Below are 18,973 nucleotides of genomic sequence, written 5' to 3' on the forward strand. Positions count from 1 at the left end.
GGGTTAGTCCCAGCTCAGTACGCCGCGGGTGACGGGATGGTCGGCCGACCACGGCGAGCAACCACCGGCATTGCAGGCACGCACGCGATAGTCGCCGGCGCAGTAGGCATTCCCGTCTGCACTCACGTAGGCGTTGGGCCCGGTATACAAACGCTTTCCTCCGCCGCCACTCTCAAGCTGGTACTCGGTGGCATCAGGCACTTGATTCCATCCCACCGAGCACTGCACCTGATACGGTGCCTTGCGGGTGGTCAGCCATTCCGCAAGATAGAAGTAGGGTGTCCCTGGCGGAAGTGCGACCACAACCGTCGCAATGCCCGAGTACGGACTGCACCCCGCGAAATTGCACGCCCTCACGCGATAGGCGTAGCTGCCTTTGCCACGGCTGGCACCAAAGCTGTTCCCGCCGCCGTTATGCACCACCGTCCAGCCACCACCGTTGGCACTCTCCTCCAGCACGAAGCTCTCGCTGTTGGCCGGCACCGACCAGCTCAGGCTGTACTGCGGCACGTTCACCAGGCCCGGCGCGCTGATCACCGGCTCGATCGTCGGTGGTCCGATCACCGCTACCGTCGACGTGGCCGACCAGGGTCCGCAGCCCGCGCCGTTGCAGGCGGCAACCCGATAGCCGTAGTTGCCCACACCACGCGCGGCGGTGGCATAGGAACCCGCGTTGCCGTCGAACAGCGTGACCCATCCACCACCATTGCTGCTTTCCTGCAGGGTGTAGCGCGTGGCACCAGCCACCCCGTTCCAGCCAATGCCGATACTGCCCGGCGCAGCGCGTGCTGGCGCAGAGAGACCTGGCGCAGTAGCAGGCGGATACACCACCGTCACTGCAGCCGTGGCGCTGTAACCCGTGCATCCCACCGGATTGCATGCGCGAACCCGGTAGTTGTAGCTTCCCGCTGCCTTGCCACTGAAGGCCTTGGACTGACCAATGGCGTTGTGCACCTGGGCCCATGCGCCGCCATTGGCGCTTTCCTCCAGCTCATAGCGCTCGGCACCGGAAGCCGCAGACCATGCCACGCTGTAGCTGCCATTGAAGGCCGTGGCAGGCACGTTCAAGGTCGGCACGGTGGATGGCGCCAATGCCACGGCCACTGATGCGACATTGCTCCATCCGCCGCACACCGCCCGGCAGCCGCGCACGCGGAACTGATAGGTTCCCGTGATCAGGCCGGTGCTGGTGAACGATTGCGCCGCGCCATCAAAGACCGTGCTCCAGGTGCCCGCAAGGGCACGCTGCAGCTCATAGCGGTTGGCACCACCGGCCGGGCTCCAGGTCAGGTTCACGCTGCCCTGTGTGATGTAGCCCGGCGCACTCAGCGCGGGAACGCCGGGTGCGGCTTCACCATGCACCTGGGACACCAGGCTGCCTGACAGGTAGAGATAGTCGGTCTGCTTGCCGGTACGTTCGTTGCGCTGGAATCGCAGCACACCGCCGTTGTCGTAGAACGAATAGATCGCCCCCTTGCCACTGGCGCTGGCCTTCACCCGGCGACCGTGAGCGTCGTACTCGTAGCTCTCTGCTGTACCCGCCGCACGCAGTCGGTTGCCGTAATCAAACGCGAAAGCCTGGCCATTGCGCACCGAAAGATTGCCCTGCACGTCATAGCCAAGACCGGTCACGGTTGCCCCGGTTCCGGTTTCGATCACGTTGACCAGCCGATTGGTCGGATCGAAATAGTGCGTACGATCGCGGCTGCCGACCTTGGCACGGCGCAGGTTGTCCAGCGCATCATACTCATACAATGCGTTGCCGAAGCCCGGTGCAGTGACCGTCCGCAACCGGTCCAGGCCGTCATAGGTCATGTCCCGGTTACCGGGCGCCCCGGGCAGGCCATCGGAAATGGCCATCACATTGCCGCCGGCATCGTAGTCGTAGCTGTCATCCAGCACTGCGGCCGCTGCGGTGGCATCGCGGCTGCGGTCGGGCAGCCCGCGGGCATTCTGGGTCAACGTGTGCACGATCCCGTTGCCATAGACGAAGCGGGCCAATGCGCCGTTGGCAAAGTAACTGGCCTCTTTCGCATAGCCGCCGACCGTCGTCGCCCGACCCAGTGCGTCCGGCGTATAGCTGACGACACGCCCACCCGGATAGGTATTGCTGGCCAGTGTGCCGTTGGCATCGTAGCCGTAGGCCAGGCTCAGGCTTCCCAGATCCGGATGCTGCAGGGTTTCGCCGCTGAGCAGGCGGCGGCGGTTGTACTGGTAGCGGTTGACGACCATCGGCCGGGCCGGGTCGTTCTGCGTACTGATCTCGGCAGGCAGACCATCAGGCGCGTAGGACCAGTTCTGATTTCCACGCCCATCCGGGAAGATCAGGGTCGACAAGCGGTTGGCGGCATCGTAACTGCGCTTCACCGCACGTCCGCTGGCCAGGGCGTCACTGCGGTTGCAGTCGGTGGTGCTGGTCAAACCCGTGCCGGCCGCCGACCACAGCACGTTGCCTGCCGCGTCGTAGTCCTGCACGGTCGCACCGGTTTCCGGTTCGATGGTCTTGCACAGCTGCTGGTAGCCGTCATAGACGTAGCGGCGGGTGAGCGACTGGCTGCCGTCTGCACTGCGGCGGGTGATCGCCAGCGGCTTGCCCAGCGTATCTCGCTGGATCTCGGTCACCACGCCTTCCGGGTGCTGCAGCGTCAGCGGCATCTCGTAGCTGGGCTGGTCGTAGGCAAGATGGCGTGTCGTCGTCGCCTGGCCTCGCGGGTTGGTCACCTTCACCGACAGATTGCCCACGTACTCGGTGCGGGTAACCAGTGCCCCCAGCTCGGACGATTGACTGACCACGGTGGGGCGGCCCAACGCGTCGTACTGCGTCGTGGTGCCGGTCAGGGCGGCATTGATATCGGAGAGCTGCCGCGTGGGATACGAGGCAAACACGGTCTTGCCGCTGGTGTCGTAGCGGGTCACCACGGCGCTGTCCAGCACGTTGTTGGCGTTTTCGGTCACCAGCACCGGGCGGAACATCGCATCCAGGTAGGTATCCGTGCGCCGCCCGCCCTGCGTGCGGGAGTGCTTCCACGCACCGGCGGGCACCCCCAGCTGCGCGCCACCCAGCCGCTGCAGGTCCATGGTTACGCCATTCCAGTTCACGCTGTCGCCGCCAGGGAACTGCTGGCTGCGCAGCCTGCCCATGCTGTCGTAGCTGAAGCTGGTGGTTGCGCCGGTTTCGTCGGTCAGCGAGGTGATCCAACCGTTGTCGTCGACGGCAACCGTGCGCACCGCGCCATTGGGCGCTTCGGGCGTGGCCGGCATGCGCAGCTGCTGCGGAACGCCACGCTTCCATCCCGACAGATGGCTGGTATTGCCGCGGCCATCGGCCACCGAGGCAACCGTGCCGTCGGCTGCGTAGGTCACCTGCTGCGCCAGGCGGCCGAATGCATAGGCGCGTAACGGCAGTGCTTTGGCCGTATCGAATTCGGTGCGCGACTGCTCGATGCCATTGAGCACACTGCGCGCCACCTGGCCGTTCACCCATAGCGCGGGATTGTCGTAGTAGCTGGTGCTGCTGGTGCGACTCTGGCCGGCGGAATTCGCTTCGACAACGGAAACTTCGCGGACGAAGGCATCAAAGGCCTGCACCGTACGGGTGAACTGCACGCCGTCCTGATTGATGATCGTGCTCTGCACTGGGCGGTTCAGATGCTCTCCCAGCTCCGTGGCCCCGTACTTGAGATTCCGACCCGCCTCGCGCGGGAACGGTGCGCTGGCAAGCTGCGCGTCCGGGTAGTAGTTACTGCGCTCGGTTCGAACCACCGCGCCACCAGAGCTGGTTGTCGTCGACAGCAGCAGACCGTCGTTATAGCCAACTTCCTTTCCGAATTCGTATGTCCGGATCGTGCCATCCGGCAGGGTTTCAATCGTTATCTTGGGCTCTGCCTGCCCCACCGGGATCGCCGGCCACCCAGCCTGGTCGACTCTCCTGTCGTACTCCCACCCCAGATTGGTGTACTGATAGCTCCACTCCGCCGTGGGCATCCCCGGGCCACTTATCCGCTTTGCCACCAGCGACATCGCGTCCCGATAGATAGGCGTGAGATTCCATCCGTCGGCCAGCAACTGGTCGTCGCCGGAAGTCTGGCAGTTGAACGGAACATTCTTGCGGCCATGCCGGAAGGGTCGGAACACGAAGGTTCCCACCGCGCCTGATGGGTGCGTGATGGAGGCTGCAACCTCGGTCTGCACAATCTTGTTCGTCTTCGCGCAAAGAGCCGGGACCTCCATATAGGCCCAAACGTCCTGCCCGGTGTACTCCTGGTACTTCTTCGTCACATTGACAGGCGGCAGGTTGTAGCTCCACGCCGTCCCGTCCGGCAGCGTCACCGACTGCAACACACCGGCCGGGGTGTAGCCATAGGTCCAGGTTCGACCCGCTGCCGTCGCCGTTGCGATACGGCCCAGGGAGTCATAGGCAAGGCTGATGCTGCGCCCATCGTTGGCAATGATTCGATCCAGCCGCCCGCCGTTCCATTCGTAGCGGACCCAATTGCCGAAACGATCGACAACCTGTGATGGATAAAGGAAGACCTTTTTCCGTTTCAGCGTGGCATGGGTGATGGTGTCGTAGGGCTGGAGAACGGCAGACTCGTTCTCGCGCGCCACCATCCAGTCGAAGTAGTACTTGGTTCCGTCTGGCGCGTGGCCCAGGAAACCCTCGCCCGGCTGGCCGCTCTTGAGTGCACTGAGGCAGGAGAAGAACCATCCCCCTTTTGTGTTCCAGGGCGTTGGCGTGCCAACCTGGGGCGTTGGCTGGCGCGCGTCCCCGCTGCCCGCCAGGACGGTTTCACCGCCTCCACCCGGCAATGAAAGCCTCACCCCCTCCCAATAGGTGTACGGAGCAAAACTGATGGTCTGGGTTTGCTTGTAATTCCAGACATCCAGCGACGGGGGTGCGGAGACTGTCGAGCAACGGGCACTTGGCGTCCAATGTCCGCCGATCGCGGTTTCGGGCTGGTCTCCATAGATGCCTGAAAGCGATGGGATGTCGAGATCCCAGTTTCCATATTCCTTGTCATTTGCACTGCCGCTGACATCCCCGTAACTGCGGCTGAGCGATACCGCGAGCCCACTGTTGCCCGGAATCGAAATATCCGTGGCTTTGAAACTGATCGAGCCGTCGTAGAGATTGACCTGCTCGCCGAAGATCTCGCCCTTCAGCGGCTCGACGAGGTCCCCATACTTCAGTCGCTTGTCGTACTCCTGCCGCCAGGTGGGAACGATCTGGGCGGAAACGCCGACCGGTGCCAGCACGCACAGGGCAACGACACCGAGAAGCAGACCCTTGGCAGCCATTGCCGCGCGCGGATGAGAAATGAGGCCAGACTGCATGCAGATCCTCCCTGGATCGACGTCCCTGTGTGCCCCACCCGCGCCGAACGGCAGTTGACCTTCGACCAGGCGGCACCCACGCCGGCAGACAGCCACGCGTTGCTTCACGGTGGGCGGGTGCTGGTCACAGATATGAACGAATAATGAAGATGGCGTCAAGTCCACGCATTGGCCACACTCGGCAAAGTCACGTCAGCCAGCAGCCTCCCGTGCCCTTCCCTGCTCCACCTAGAATGTCCCCATGAGCACCCTGACCTTCCGCGCCGCCACGCCGGCCGACATCCCCGCCCTCATTGCCCTCGTCACCTCGGCCTACCGCGGCGATGCCAGCCGCGTCGGCTGGACCACCGAAGCCGACCTGCTGGACGGCGCCCGCATCGACGCCGAAGGCATTCAGGCCGACCTGGACCGCCCGCGCTCCACCATCCTGCTGGCCGAGCGCGGGAATCGGCTGGTGGCCTGCGCCCACGTCGCCGATGTCGACGGCAAGGGCTACTTCGGCATGTTCTCGGTCGATCCGGCCCAGCAGGGCGGCGGCGTCGGCAAGCAGCTGATGGACGCCGCCGAAGCGCACGCCGCACGCGAATGGAACGTGCCGGTGATGCAGATGACGGTGATCGACGTGCGCGACGAACTGATCGCCTTCTACGAGCGTCGCGGCTACAGCCGCACCGGCATCAAGAAGCCGTTCCCGTATGGCGACGAGCGTTTCGGCATCCCCAAGCGCGACGACCTGCGCTTCGAGATCCTTGAAAAGCCGTTGACCGGAGCCGTCGCGTGAGCGAGGCCTGGACCTTTGTCTGTGCCGGCGCCGAGCTGTTGCCGGGCGAAATGAAGAGTGTGTTCGACGAGGTGACCGGCACGCCGATCGTGGTATTCAACCTCGACGGCGAGCTGTACGCCCTGGAAGACCAGTGCACGCATGAAGAGTTCGAGCTGTCCTCGGGCGAGTTCAACACCACCGAAGGCAGTGTGGAGTGCGTGCTGCACGGGGCGCGCTTCGACGTGCGGGACGGGCGCGCGCTGTGCGCGCCGGCCTACAGCCCTGTGCCCAAGTTTCCGGTGAAGCGCGAGCACGACGCCATCTGGACCCGCGACGACCGGGATTGAGGCGGCGCTCCGCCCGGAGAGATCATTCATGGGGCGCCCCGCCAGAGAGCATCAACCCATGGGGTGGATCTACCGGAAGGCCATGAGGACCCTTCCAGGGCCCACCGTGGCGCCTCGGGGGGCCGCCACGCTCCGTACATGCGAATCATTATCGTTGATGTTATTCTACGTAACATCTTCGTAACGACTCCGCCCCTCGCGCCATGGCTTCGCCCGCGCCCACCGCCACGCTGTGCCAGCTTGCCCGTCAGGGGTGGCCGCTGCTTGTGGCCGTGCTGCTGACGCTGCTGCTGGGCTGGTCGGCACTGCACGAAGGACGCGACAACGGCCCTGCTGCCAACGGCTGGCAGGCACAGGCTGAAGATCTGCAGCAGGTCATGCCGATGCCGGCCCCGCCGGCGGACGAGTGCCCGCACCCTGCCGCGCCAGCACCGGAGCCGCCGCTGGATGGCGAGGGCACCACGCCCTGTACCGGACTGGCTCCGCCGCGCGCCGCCCTGGTCGTGCATGTTCCGCTGTGGCGCTCCAACGCCCTGCGCTGGCAGCTGCACGATCCCGCACTGCGGTTGAACCCCGGCCACGCACCGCCCGCACCGCACGCCAGCTGAGACGCCCTGCGGCTGTTGCCGTGCGTCTGACGTCATTCGCCCATAGCCGAGCATCGGCTCGGCTCTACAGACGAAGCCCTCCACGTGCCCACGCGCTGCCTGCGCTACGGCTCTCCCCCTTTCCCGATCCACGCCACGACCCATCGCCATGACCTACATCACGTCCCGCAAGCACGCCCCGCGCGTTTCCCTGCTCGCCACCGCCACCCTGGCCGCGGGCTTCGCGCCGCTGGCTGCGCAGGCCGCCGACAGCGCCGACGCCGGCTCCCGCAACGCCACTGAGCTGGACAAGGTGCAGGTGCGCGGCAGCTGGTTCAACCCGTCCTCGCCGAAGTTCACCGCCGAGCTGCTGGACACCCCGAAGTCAGTGTCGATCGTGCCGGAGAAGCTGATCGCCGAAACCGGTGCGACCAACCTGCAGGATGCGCTGCGCATGGTGCCGGGCATCACCTTCGGTGCCGGCGAAGGCGGCAATCCGACCGGTGACCGCCCGTTCATCCGTGGCTTCGATTCGCAGAGCAACGTGTTCGTCGACGGCCTGCGCGACGTCGGCTCGCAGACCCGCGAGATCTTCGACCTGGAGCAGGTGGAAGTGGTCAAGGGCCCGAGCTCGGCCTACGGCGGCCGTGACTCCGGTGGTGGCAGCCTGAACCTGGTGAGCAAGACGCCGAAGCTGAAGAACGAGACCAGCGCCAGCATGGGCATCGGTACCGACAGCTACGCACGCGGCACCGTGGACGCCAACTACGTGCTGGGCGACGGCATCGCCGCCCGCCTGAACCTGATGAAGCACGAGTCGGACATCGCCGGCCGCGACGCCGCCAACGTCAGCCGCTGGGGCATCGCGCCGTCGATCGCGTTCGGCCTGAACGGCCCGGCGCAGCTGATCGCCAGCCACTACCACATGCAGAGCGATGACCTGCCCGATGCGGGTGGCTTCCCCTACAACAATCCGTTCTCCAGCGGCCCGAACGTGGCCAGGAACGGTGATGGCCGCCCAGTGGTGCCGGACCGCAACAACTACTACGGCCTGGTCGACCGTGACTTCCAGCGCACCCGCGCCGACATCAGCACTCTGGACGCCAGCTACGACTTCGGTGGCCACAAGCTTCGCAACATCGCGCGCCTGGGCAACACCAGCAACGACTACCTGTGGACCCAGCCGGACGACAGCAAGGGCAACCCCAACCTGTACGGCACCTTGTGGCGTCGCACCAACACCCGTGCGGTCGACGTCAAGAGCTTCGCCGACCAGCTGGGCCTGACCGGTGCGTTCCAGACCGGCGCGCTCAAGCACAGCTACAGCGCGGGCCTGGAGTACAGCGACGAGAAGATGACCCGTGGCAGCTACCTGATGTCGCCGGGCACCGCCAATCCCCTTGAAAACAGCGCCAACAGCACTCGCTGCCAGGTGTCCGGCGCGACCACCGGCTACAACTGCACCGACTTCAACAATCCGAACCCGAACGATCCGTGGGCGGCCGGTCAGATCGTCTATCGCAGCGACAAGGCGCTTGACGTCGAGCAGCGCACCAGGACCACCTCGGCCTACGTGTTCGACACCATCGAGCTCAATGAGCAGTGGATGATCAACCTCGGCCTGCGCTACGACGACTTCCGTACCACCCTGACCACGCCGGTGGCCGGCAAGGCACCGACCCGCGTGCGCAACAGCAACGACTTCCTGAACTACCAGGCCGGCGTCGTGTTCAAGCCGGCCACCAACGGCAGCATCTACCTGTCCTGGGGCACCTCCTCGACCCCGCCGGGCATGGACGGTGGTGACGGTTCGGACGGCCTGAGCGCGGCCGTTGCCGACCTCAAGCCGCAGGACACGAAGAACCTCGAACTGGGCACCAAGTGGGACCTGCTGGACAACCGCCTGAACCTGACTGCTGCGATCTTCCACACCGTGATGAACAACGCGCGCGTGACCGTCGACAACGGCACCAGCCAGAACGCCGGCAAGAAAGAGATCAACGGTTTCGAGCTGGGCTTCAACGGCCAGTTGACCGACGCCTGGAGCCTGTACGGCGGCTACACCTACCTCGATTCCGAGCTGAAGGACAATGGCTTTGTCTGTGGCGCACCGGTGGGCCGCACCTGCCCGTCCAACGTCTACGTGCCGTCGCCGAACAACGGCAACGTGTTCCCGAACACCGCCAAGCACAGCGCCAACCTGTGGACCACCTACCGCTTCCCGATCGGCCTGACCATCGGCGCTGGCGCGTTCTACTCGGACAAGCAGTACGGTGATGTGGCCAACACCAAGTGGATTGCCAGCTACACCCGCTTCGACGGGATGGCCAGCTACGCGATCCAGGACAACATCAGCCTGCAGCTCAACGTGCAGAACCTGACCGACAAGACCTACTTCACCAAGGCCTATGCCTCGCACTACGCGAGCATCGCCCCGGGTCGCTCGGCCACCCTGGCACTGAACGTGAAGTTCTGATGTAGCTTCGCTCCACCACGGCGGCAGGCGCTCCTGCCGCCGTTTTTGTTTCCGGCGATACTCACCTCATGGCAACCCGTACCCCCATCGACAGCGATGCCCTGGCCGAGCTGCTGCAGCACGATCCGCAGGCGGCCTTCGCGCATGTGCGCGACGCCGCGCGGGCCGGACAGGTCGAGGCACAGCTGCTGCTCGCGCAGATGCACATGGAAGGCAAGGGCACCGTACAGGACGCCTCGGCGGCGCTGCTCTGGTACGAAACCGCCGCCAACAACGGCGCGCCGATGGCGATGAACATGCTCGGCCGCTGCCATGAGCTGGGCCAAGGCACCACGGCCAATCCGGCACTGGCCGCAGTCTGGTACCGGCGCGCGGCCGACACCGGGCTGGACTGGGGCCTGTACAACCTGGCCAACCTGCTGGCCACCGGCCGCGGCGTGACCCAGGACCGCGCGCAGGCACTGGCCCTGTATACCCGTGCCGCACACCTGGGCCATGCCAAATCGATGAACCTGTTGGCCCGCCACCTCGAAGACGGCCTGGAGATCGAGCGCGATCCGCAGGCCGCCCTGGGCTGGTACCAGCGCGCGGCCGAGGCCGGTGATTTCCGCGGCCAGGCCAACTACGCCTCGATTCTGCTGCAGGCCGGCCAGGTCGAGCAGGCCGTGCACTGGCTGCAGCTGGCGCTGGCGCACGGCAGCCCGGCGTTCATGGCGCACATCGTGCCGGAACTGGCCGCGTCGCCGTATCCGCAGGTGCGCGCCCTGGCCGCAACGCCGTCCCTCTGAGGAGTCCCGCATGCTGCTGCACATCCCCGACATTCTCAGCACCGACCAGGTGGCCGACTTTCGCCGCCGACTGGATGCCGCCGACTGGACCGATGGCCGCGAGACCGTCGGCCATCTGGGCGCGCAGGCCAAGCACAACCAGCAGCTGCCCGAGGCCTCGCCGCTGCGCCGCGAGCTGGGCGAGATCATCCTTGTCGCGCTGGCGCGTCACCCGCTGTTCTTCAGCGCGGCGCTGCCGCTGAAATACCTGCCGCCACGCTTCAACCGCTACAGCGGTGGCGGCACCTATGGTTTCCACGTCGACGGCGCGGTGATGAACCTGGCCAACGGCGAACAGCTGCGTTCGGACATCTCCTGCACCCTGTTCCTGTCCGCGCCGGATGAGTACGAGGGCGGCGAACTGATCATCAGCGATACCTACGGCGAGCATGAAGTGAAGCTGCCCGCTGGCGACCTGATCGTGTACCCGTCCAGCAGCCTGCACCAGGTGCGGCCGGTCACCCGAGGTGCGCGCGTGGCCTCGTTCTTCTGGGTACAGAGCATGGTCCGCGACGATGTGCAGCGCCGCCTGCTGTGGGAAATGGACGGCTCGATCGAGCGCCTGCGGCAGACCGGCGGCGACGCCGAGGCGATCCTGCAGCTGACCGGCGTGTACCACAACCTGCTGCGGCGCTGGAGCGAAGTCTGAGCCTTGCCGGGCCGGCCTGCGACATTTTGGAAATCATTCTCATTTGCAACGGCTAACGGCTCTCATTACAATCACGCCCCGTTGATGCCGGCCGCTGCCGGCAGCCCCAGGGGACCCCGCTTGCTGCGCCCGCTTCGCCCTCGCCCACTCATCCACCGCAAGATGGGCACCGCCATGCGTGGCCAGCGTCCTGCGCTGACCAGCCTGCTGGCGTGGGTCGCGATGCTGGCCTTGCTGCTGGGCACCCTGCCACTGCTGCCACACGGGCAAGCCGGAATGGCCGTGCAGATGCCGCTGGAAGAACGCGGTGGCGAAGCGCCCCTGCAGGAAGAGGCCCCGGCCAAGCTGCGTCGCTGTGCTGCAGCTCCGGTGAAATCAGCCGAGAAGGCTCCCCCGCCGCTGCTGCTGGCGAGCCAGTGGCTGCGCACCGAGCTTGAACTCGTACCCGCCACGCCGGCCATGCCCGGCGTGCGCGCGGACTGGCCGCTGGCCGCTCCGGACACGCCCTGGGCCGATGCGCCCGGGCGCCGCCAGCAACGCGGCCAGGCGCCGCCGCTGGCCTGATCCACGGCCCCGCGTGACCGCCTGCGCGGTCGTGCCCGCGCGCCGCCGCCTGCTTCATCCCTGCCGCCCCTGAGCGGGCCTTCCGTGCCTGCCGCGCCGTTCGCGCGTGGCATCGCACCACCCTGCATCCTCCGAGGTTACTGCCATGGCCCAGCGCCATCGTGTCCGTTCGTCCCTGTCCCGTAGCCTGCTGACCAGCGCCGTGCTGGCGGCCATGACCGCCCCTGCCTTCGCCCACGGTGACGCTTCCGGCACGCCACAGACGCTGGACAAGGTGGTGGTCACCGCCTCCGGCTTCGAGCAGAAGGTGGTCGATGCGCCGGCCAGCATCAGCGTGGTCAGTCGCGAAGAACTCAGCAAGCGCCCCTACACCAACCTGGTCGACGCGCTGCGCGACGTCGAAGGCATCGACGTCGGCCTGGAGGCCACCGACAAGAACGGCCGCGCCACCATCTCCATGCGCGGCCTGCCGTCCGAATACACCCTGGTGCTGATCGACGGCCGCCGCCAGAGCAATGTCGGCCAGCTGTATCCGAACAACTTCGGTGGCGGCCAGTTCGCCTACTTGCCGCCGCTGGACGCGATCGAACGCATCGAAGTCGTGCGCGGCCCGATGTCCACGCTGTACGGCTCGGACGCGATGGGCGGCGTGATCAACATCATCACCCGACGCAACCAGGACCGCTGGCACGGCGCCGTGACCCAGGGCTTCACCGTGCAGCAGGATGACCAGTTCGGTGATGCGCGCACCACCGACCTTTACTTGAGCGGCCCGCTGCTGAAGGACCGCCTCAGCCTGGCGGTGCGCGGCAGCTACTACGACGCCAAGGCCTCCAACCCGGAGTGGGATGCACTGACCCTGCCCGACGGCAGCCTGTGGGAGCGCAGCATCGGCTTCGGCGGCGGTGGCAAGTCGGTGGCCAACACCAACTGGAATACCGGCGTGCGCCTGGACTTCCGGGTCAACGATGACCACGAACTGTGGCTGGACTACGACGTGTCGCGGCAGAAGTACGACAACAGCGAAGGCCAGACCGGCACGCTGGACAGCCTGGCCAGCCTGTGGCGCGTCGGCAATGCGGTCATCCCCAACCCGAACGGCAGCGGCACCGTCACCCGCCGCGTGGTGCAGCCGCGCGTGGGCTACACCGCCTACCAGCGCTATGAGCGTGACCAGGTATCGCTGACCCACCAGGGCCGCTACAGCTTCGGCACCTGGCAGACCTCACTGACCCACAGCAAGAGCAGCAACCTGGGTCGTTCGCTGCCGCTGACCCTGGACGAGCGCGCCAACCTGCAGACGCTGTGGAATGACGTCTGCCGTCGTACCGGTGCTGCCAACAACTGCGCGGCCGGCCGTGGCAATGCGCTGACTGCGCTCAATCCCAGCGAGATGGCGCGCCTGCAGGCGTTCCTGCCGCGTCCGCTGCGCACCATGGAACTGGAAGGCTACGTGCTTGACACGATGCTCGACCTGGACTTCGGCGCGCACACGCTGACCGTTGGCGGCCAGTACAACGACACCGACATGATCGATGGCGTGTTCGGCATGGATGGCGCCGGCTACCGCAGCAACACCAAGCAGAAGCACCGCATGTGGGCGCTGTTCGCCGAGGACAACTGGGCGCTGACCGATACCCTCACCGCTACCTTCGGCCTGCGCTACGACGACCACAACGTGTTCGGCAGCCATGTCAGCCCGCGCGGCTACCTTGTGTGGAACGCCAGCGATGCGTGGACCTTCAAGGGCGGCGTCAGCACCGGCTACAAGACCCCGCGACCGGACCAGCTGTTCCCGGGCATCACCGGCTTCGGTGGCCAGGGCGTGCTGCCACTGGTCGGTTCGCCGAACCTCAAGCCTGAAACCAGCACCAACTACGAGCTGGCCGCCTACTACGAGGGCCAACGCTGGGGCTTCAACGTCACTGGCTTCTTCAACACGTTCGAAGACAAGATCGCCAGTGGTGGCACCTTCCCGAACTGCGAAGTAGCCCGCGCCGGCAGCGGCTACTGCGTGGACATCGGCCCGGGCTGGGCCGCACTGGGCTACAGCACCTTCACCCAGAGCGTGAACATCGACAAGGCTGAAACGCGGGGTGCCGAACTGGCCGCCCACGTCGACCTGCTCGACACCCTGCAGCTGCGCGGCAACTACACCTGGACCAGGAGCGAGCAGACCAGTGGCGCACAGAAGGGGCTGCCGATCAGCGGCACCATGCCGGCAAAACACATGGCCAACGCCAGCCTCAACTGGCAGGTCAACGAAGCGGTCAGCCTGTCGCTGATCGGCGAGGGCCGCTACGACCGCTACCGCGACACGCTGCTGGACGCCAACGGCGCCAGCCACACCCGCTACTACGAGGACTACACGATCTTCCATCTCGGTGGCAGCTGGAAGGCCACGCCCTGGCTGACGGTGAACGCACGGGTCAACAACCTGCTCGACAAGGATTTCGTCTCGCAGTCGTGCCTGTTGATCAGCCAGAGCGAATTCAACTGCGTGGACGACTACGCGACCAAGGACCAGCGCCGCAGCTACTGGATTTCGTTGAACGCGAAGTTCTGACCGCCACGCACCGGTAGTGCCGGCCGCTGGCCGGCAATCGCGCTCCAGCGATACAGAACGACACGCAATTGCGAGCTATTCTCATCAATGATGTAATGGGCAGTCCCCGTCCGCCTCGAACCGTGCCGTGAGCCGTCCTGCCTCTTCCACCGTGCAGCAGCAACAGAACCGTGGCTTCTGGCTGCGGACGCTGCACCAGTGGCACTGGATCAGCTCGGCGGTGTGCCTGATCGGCATGCTGCTGTTCGCGGTGACCGGCCTGACCCTCAACCATGCAGCGAAGATCGAGGCCAAGCCCGAGGTGCAGAACCAGCATCTGGAGCTGCCGGCCGAACTGCTGGGCCAACTGGGCACGCGCGAGGACGGCAACGCACCGATTCCGCGCCCGGCCCGGCAATGGCTGGACACGCAGCTGGGCATCGCCATTGGTGGACGCCCGGCCGAGTGGTCGACCGAGGAGATCTACCTGTCGCTGCCGCGCCCCGGTGGCGACGCCTGGCTGAGCATCGACCGCAAGACCGGCGCGGTGGAATACGAATCGACCTCGCGCGGCGCGGTGTCCTACCTCAACGACCTGCACAAGGGCCGTAACGCGGGCCCGGCGTGGGGCTGGTTCCTGGACCTGTTCGCCGTGGCCTGCCTGGTGTTCTGCATCACCGGCCTGTTCCTGCTGCACCTGCATGCGCGGCAGCGGCGCATGACCTGGCCGCTGGTCGGCCTCGGTCTGATGATCCCGCTGCTGATCGCCCTGCTGCTGATCCACTGACTTTCCTTCGTTTCCGGAGCCGCCCCATGCGCGTCACCCTGACCATCGCCCTCAGCGGCCTGCTGGCCACCTCGCCGGCCTATGCCACCACCCTCGACATCAACGTCGAAGTGCCCAAGCTCAACGTGGCCGAGTACCACCGCCCGTACGTGGCAGTGTGGCTGGAAGGCGCCGACCAGAAGGTCGCGGCCAATCTGTCGGTCTGGTACCAGCAGACCAGCAACAGCGAAGGCCACGGCACCAAGTGGCTGCCCGACCTGCGCCAGTGGTGGCGCAAGAGCGGCCGCACCCTGCAGGTGCCGGTGGACGGCGTGACCGGCCCGACCCGCCCCGCCGGCAAGCACGCGCTGTCGTTCAACGACAAGCAGCCGGCACTGAAGCAGCTGGCCCCGGGCAACTACACCCTGGTGGTGGAAGCGGTGCGCGAAGTCGGCGGCCGTGAACTGCTGAAGATCCCCTTTGCCTGGCCGGCCACCGCCGCGCAGAACGGCAAGGCGCAGGGCGCCACCGAACTGGGCCAGGTCACCCTGTCCGTCAAACCCTGAGAGGGGACGGAGGGGATTAAGTCGTAATCCCCTTCTCCTTGCCGCATCACCCCGCATCCACTGGAGTCCTCCGCATGAAGCGCACGCTCGTCCTCGCCGCCGCCCTGGCCGCTGCCCTTCCCTTCTCCGCCCTGGCCCACAAGGCCTGGCTGCTGCCCTCGCAGACCGTGATCGCCGGCAACGCACCGTGGATCACCGTCGACGGTGCGGTCTCCAACGACCTGTTCTACTTCAACCACGTGCCACTGCGCCTGGAATCGCTGGTGATCACCGCGCCGGACGGCAGCACCGTGCAGCCGCAGAATGCCTCGACCGGCAAGTACCGCAGCGTGTTCGACATCGAATTGAAGCAGCCGGGCACCTACCGCATCGCGTCGGTCAATGACGGCCTGTTCGCCACCTACGAGCAGAACGGCGAGCGCAAGCGCTGGCGCGGCAGCGTCGCCACCTTCGGCGAACTGCCGAAGGATGCGAAGAAGCTGGAAGTGAGCCAGTCGGTCGGCCGCGTGGAGACCTTCGTCACCAACGGCGCGCCGAACGACACCGCGCTGAAGCCGACCAACCGCGGCATCGAGCTGGTCGCGGTCGGCCACCCGAACGATCTGTTCGCCGGCGAGGAAGCCACCTTCCGCGTGCTGGTCGACGGCAAGCCGGCCGCCGGCCTGGAATTCGAGATCGTGCGTGGTGCCACCCGCTACCGCAACGCACAGGACGAACTGAAGTTGACCAGCGATGCCAAGGGCGAGATCAAGGTGACCTGGCCGGAAGCCGGCATGTACTGGCTGGAGACCGGCACCGAGGACAACAAGACCTCGGTGAAGCAGGCCGCCAAGCGCCGCCTCAGCTACGTGGCCACGCTGGAAGTGCTGCCGCAGTAATGTGGACCGCGATGCCGGGCATTCCCCGGCATCGCCACCGCAACGCATCACCATGACCGATTCCCAGCTCGACATCGCCCGCCTCGGCGGCACCACCATGGGCACCACGTGGAGCGTGTCGCTGGTCGCGCCGCACCAGCGCGACCTGCACCCGCTGCATGCCGGCATCCAGGCGCGGCTGGATGCGGTGGTGGCGCAGATGAGCACCTGGGTGCGCGGCTCGGACCTGAGCCGCTACAACCGCGCCAACGCGGGCCAATGGTGCGTGCTGCCGGCTGAAACCCGCCAGGTGCTGGCCTGCGCACAGGCCATCGCCGCCGCCAGCGATGGTGCATTCGATCCCACCGTCGGCCCGTTGGTGGCACTGTGGGGTTTCGGTGCACATGCCGGCGAACGCCGCCAACCCGACGCCGCCACCGTGCAGGCCACGCGCGAGCGCTGCGGTTGGCAGCGCCTGCAATGGCGCAGCGATGCGCTGCTGCAACCGGGAGGACTGGAACTGGATCTCTCTGCGATCGCCAAGGGGTTCGGCGTCGATCACGTGGCCGCCTGGCTGCGCGATCAGGGCATCGCTGCTGCACTGATCGAGGTCGGTGGCGAACTGGCCGGCTACGGCCGAAAACCGGACGGCCACCCCTGGCGCGTACTGGTGGAATCCGCACCGGAAGAAGACGCGCACACCGAAACACCACCGCGGGTGCTGGCGCTGGAGGACAAGGCGGTGGCCACCTCCGGTGATCGCTGGCACCAGTACCAGGCCGATGGCCAGGCCTTCAGCCATAGTCTCGACCCGCGCACCGGCATGCCGGTACGCCAGGTCGCCGCAGCGGTCACCGTGGTCGCCGACGATGCCATGCACGCCGATGCCTGGGCTACCGCACTGACCGTGCTCGGCCACGAACAGGGCATGGCGCTGGCCGAACGCGAAGGCCTGGCCGCGCGTTACCTGCAGCGTGCAGCAGACGGCCCGCAGGAATTTCTCAGCAGCGCCTTCCAGCGCCTGCTCGACGAGCAGGACGCATGAGCGCACGTCCATCGCGCGCGTGGCTCGGCAACGCACTGGTCCTGCTCCTGCTGGCGCTGATCGCCTGGGCGCTGCTGCGACTGCATCTCGGCGAAGCCTGGTGGCAGGGCGCGCCGCCGGCACGGCGAACGCAGATTGCGATCATCGCCACCGCGCTGTATGCGCTGGCCTGCGCCGCACTGTGGTGGCGTGGGCGACCGCGCGACGATGCTGCCTGTGGCGACGTCGCACCGATCCTGATGGTCTGGTCCAGCCAGACCGGTTTTGCCCGCGAACTGGCCGAACGCAGTGCCGAGGCATTGCGCGGTGCCGGCGTGCCGGTGCGTGTGCGCGGCCTGCATGAGGTCGACGCCACGCTGCTGGCCGACAGCCAGCGTGCATTGTTCATCGCCAGCACCACTGGCGAAGGCGACCCACCCGATCATGCGCTGCCGTTCCTGCGCGGCGTGATGACCTCACCGCCTGCGCTGCAGCACCTGCAGTACGGCGTGCTCGCACTGGGCGACCGCAGTTACGGCCACTTCTGCGGATTCGGCCACCAGCTCGACCAGTGGCTGCGCCAGCACGGTGCGCATCCGCTGTTCGATGCGATCGACGTCGACAACGCCGATCCGGCCGCGCTGCGCCATTGGCAGCAGTTGCTGGGCCAGCTCGGCGGCGGCGCCAGCGAACTGCCCGACTGGAGCCCGGCCGAGTACCAGCCGTGGACGCTGCTGCAACGTGAGCATCTGAACCCGGGCAGCCCCGGCGGCCCCGTGTATTGGTTGCGCCTGCAGCCCCCGGCCGATGCAGATGCGCAGTGGCAGGCCGGTGACATCGCCGAGATCGGCCCGCAGCACGCACCGCACACCGTGCGTGCCTGGCTGGACGCACAACGCTTCGATGCGGATACCGTGCTGGATGACGGGCAGACGTTGCTGGCACGCGTCGCGCGCTCGCACCTGCCCTCATTGGTTCCCCCGGGTGATCTGCCCGCATTGCTGGCGACCCTGCAACCGCTGCCCCATCGCGAGTACTCGATCGCCTCGGTGATGGCCGACGGTGCGGTGGAACTGCTGCTGCGTCGCCAGCTGCGCGCGGACGGCACGCCTGGCATCGGCAGCGGCTGGCTGTGCGACCACGCGGCCATCGGCGAACCGGTGCAGCTGCGCCTGCGCCGCAACGACAATTTCCATGGCGTGCCCGCCGATGTACCGCTGCTGCTGATCGGCAACGGCACCGGCATCGCCGGCCTGCGCGCGCATCTGCACGAACGTATCCGCAGTGGCGCACGACGGACCTGGCTGCTGTTCGGTGAGCGCACCGCCGCGCACGACTTCCACTTCGGTGAAGAACTGCAGGCAAGGCTGGCCGACGGCTCACTGGCGCGGTTGGATGCCGTGTTCAGCCGCGACGGCGGCGCGCATCGCTATGTGCAGGACCGGCTGCTGGCCGAAGCGGCAACGCTGCGGCAGTGGGTGGATGAAGGCGCCACGATCCTGGTCTGCGGCAGCCTGCAGGGCATGGCCCCGGCGGTGGATGCGGTGATCGAGCAGGTGCTGGGGACTGCGGACAAGGAAGCGCTGCTGCTGGCCGGTCGTTACCGGCGCGATGTGTATTGAGGTCGCCGCATCCACGCATGGCGTGGATCTACTGTAGAGCCGAGCC

Annotated in this window: 14 protein-coding genes; 13 read left to right on the forward strand and 1 reads right to left on the reverse strand. The window is 66.5% G+C overall.

Translation table 11 applies throughout. The annotated features are described in order from the left end of the window. Window positions 1-3: 3 nt before the first annotated feature. Window positions 4-5,334, reverse strand: a complete 5,331-nt coding sequence (locus tag G370_RS0103725) for an RHS repeat domain-containing protein (RefSeq protein WP_026346959.1) — start codon at window positions 5,332-5,334, stop codon at window positions 4-6. A 241-nt stretch (window positions 5,335-5,575) separates the two neighbouring features. Here G370_RS0103725 and G370_RS0103730 point away from each other — a divergent pair, with 241 nt between their 5' ends. The 13 genes from G370_RS0103730 to G370_RS0103790 all read left to right on the forward strand — a co-directional run bounded on the left by G370_RS0103730 (window position 5,576) and on the right by G370_RS0103790 (window position 18,927). Continuing rightward, window positions 5,576-6,115, forward strand: a complete 540-nt coding sequence (locus tag G370_RS0103730) for a GNAT family N-acetyltransferase (protein WP_019659413.1) — start codon at window positions 5,576-5,578, stop codon at window positions 6,113-6,115. Then, entirely contained in the window at window positions 6,112-6,444 is a 333-nt protein-coding gene (locus G370_RS0103735) for a non-heme iron oxygenase ferredoxin subunit (RefSeq protein ID WP_010483575.1), read from the forward strand. The genes G370_RS0103730 and G370_RS0103735 overlap by 4 nt, the downstream gene beginning before the upstream one ends. Window positions 6,445-6,647: 203 nt before the next feature. Then, window positions 6,648-7,052 carry a hypothetical protein gene (locus tag G370_RS0103740; protein ID WP_019659414.1) on the forward strand — a complete coding sequence of 135 codons (405 nt, stop codon included), beginning with the start codon at window positions 6,648-6,650 and terminating at the stop codon, window positions 7,050-7,052. Window positions 7,053-7,200: 148 nt separating this feature from the next. Next, entirely contained in the window at window positions 7,201-9,507 is a 2,307-nt protein-coding gene (locus tag G370_RS0103745; protein ID WP_019659415.1) for a TonB-dependent receptor, read from the forward strand. 68 nt (window positions 9,508-9,575) lie between these two features. Further along, window positions 9,576-10,295 carry a tetratricopeptide repeat protein gene (locus G370_RS0103750; RefSeq protein WP_019659416.1) on the forward strand — a complete coding sequence of 240 codons (720 nt, stop codon included), beginning with the start codon at window positions 9,576-9,578 and terminating at the stop codon, window positions 10,293-10,295. A gap of 10 nt (window positions 10,296-10,305) precedes the next feature. Further along, a complete protein-coding gene (locus G370_RS0103755; RefSeq protein WP_019659417.1) occupies window positions 10,306-10,983 on the forward strand; it encodes a Fe2+-dependent dioxygenase in 678 nt (225 codons plus the stop codon). Window positions 10,984-11,145: 162 nt separating this feature from the next. Next, complete coding sequence (locus G370_RS0103760) at window positions 11,146-11,547, forward strand: hypothetical protein (protein WP_019659418.1); 402 nt, start codon at window positions 11,146-11,148, stop codon at window positions 11,545-11,547. A 145-nt stretch (window positions 11,548-11,692) separates the two neighbouring features. Beyond that, window positions 11,693-14,113: a TonB-dependent receptor domain-containing protein gene (locus G370_RS0103765; protein WP_019659419.1), complete on the forward strand. Its 2,421-nt coding sequence runs from the start codon at window positions 11,693-11,695 to the stop codon at window positions 14,111-14,113. A gap of 127 nt (window positions 14,114-14,240) precedes the next feature. Beyond that, on the forward strand, window positions 14,241-14,879 hold the full coding sequence (locus G370_RS0103770; RefSeq protein ID WP_019659420.1) for a PepSY-associated TM helix domain-containing protein: 639 nt from the start codon (window positions 14,241-14,243) through the stop codon (window positions 14,877-14,879). 26 nt (window positions 14,880-14,905) lie between these two features. Then, window positions 14,906-15,424: a DUF2271 domain-containing protein gene (locus G370_RS0103775; protein WP_019659421.1), complete on the forward strand. Its 519-nt coding sequence runs from the start codon at window positions 14,906-14,908 to the stop codon at window positions 15,422-15,424. Between the two features lie 74 nt (window positions 15,425-15,498). Further along, window positions 15,499-16,302 carry a DUF4198 domain-containing protein gene (locus G370_RS0103780; protein ID WP_019659422.1) on the forward strand — a complete coding sequence of 268 codons (804 nt, stop codon included), beginning with the start codon at window positions 15,499-15,501 and terminating at the stop codon, window positions 16,300-16,302. Window positions 16,303-16,354: 52 nt separating this feature from the next. Then, entirely contained in the window at window positions 16,355-17,326 is a 972-nt protein-coding gene (locus tag G370_RS0103785; protein ID WP_026346960.1) for an FAD:protein FMN transferase, read from the forward strand. Then, a complete protein-coding gene (locus G370_RS0103790) occupies window positions 17,323-18,927 on the forward strand; it encodes a sulfite reductase subunit alpha (RefSeq protein ID WP_019659424.1) in 1,605 nt (534 codons plus the stop codon). The genes G370_RS0103785 and G370_RS0103790 overlap by 4 nt, the downstream gene beginning before the upstream one ends. Window positions 18,928-18,973: the final 46 nt, after the last annotated feature.

The organism is Stenotrophomonas hibiscicola ATCC 19867 (assembly GCF_000382065.1).
Taxonomy (GTDB): Bacteria; Pseudomonadota; Gammaproteobacteria; order Xanthomonadales; family Xanthomonadaceae; genus Stenotrophomonas; species Stenotrophomonas hibiscicola.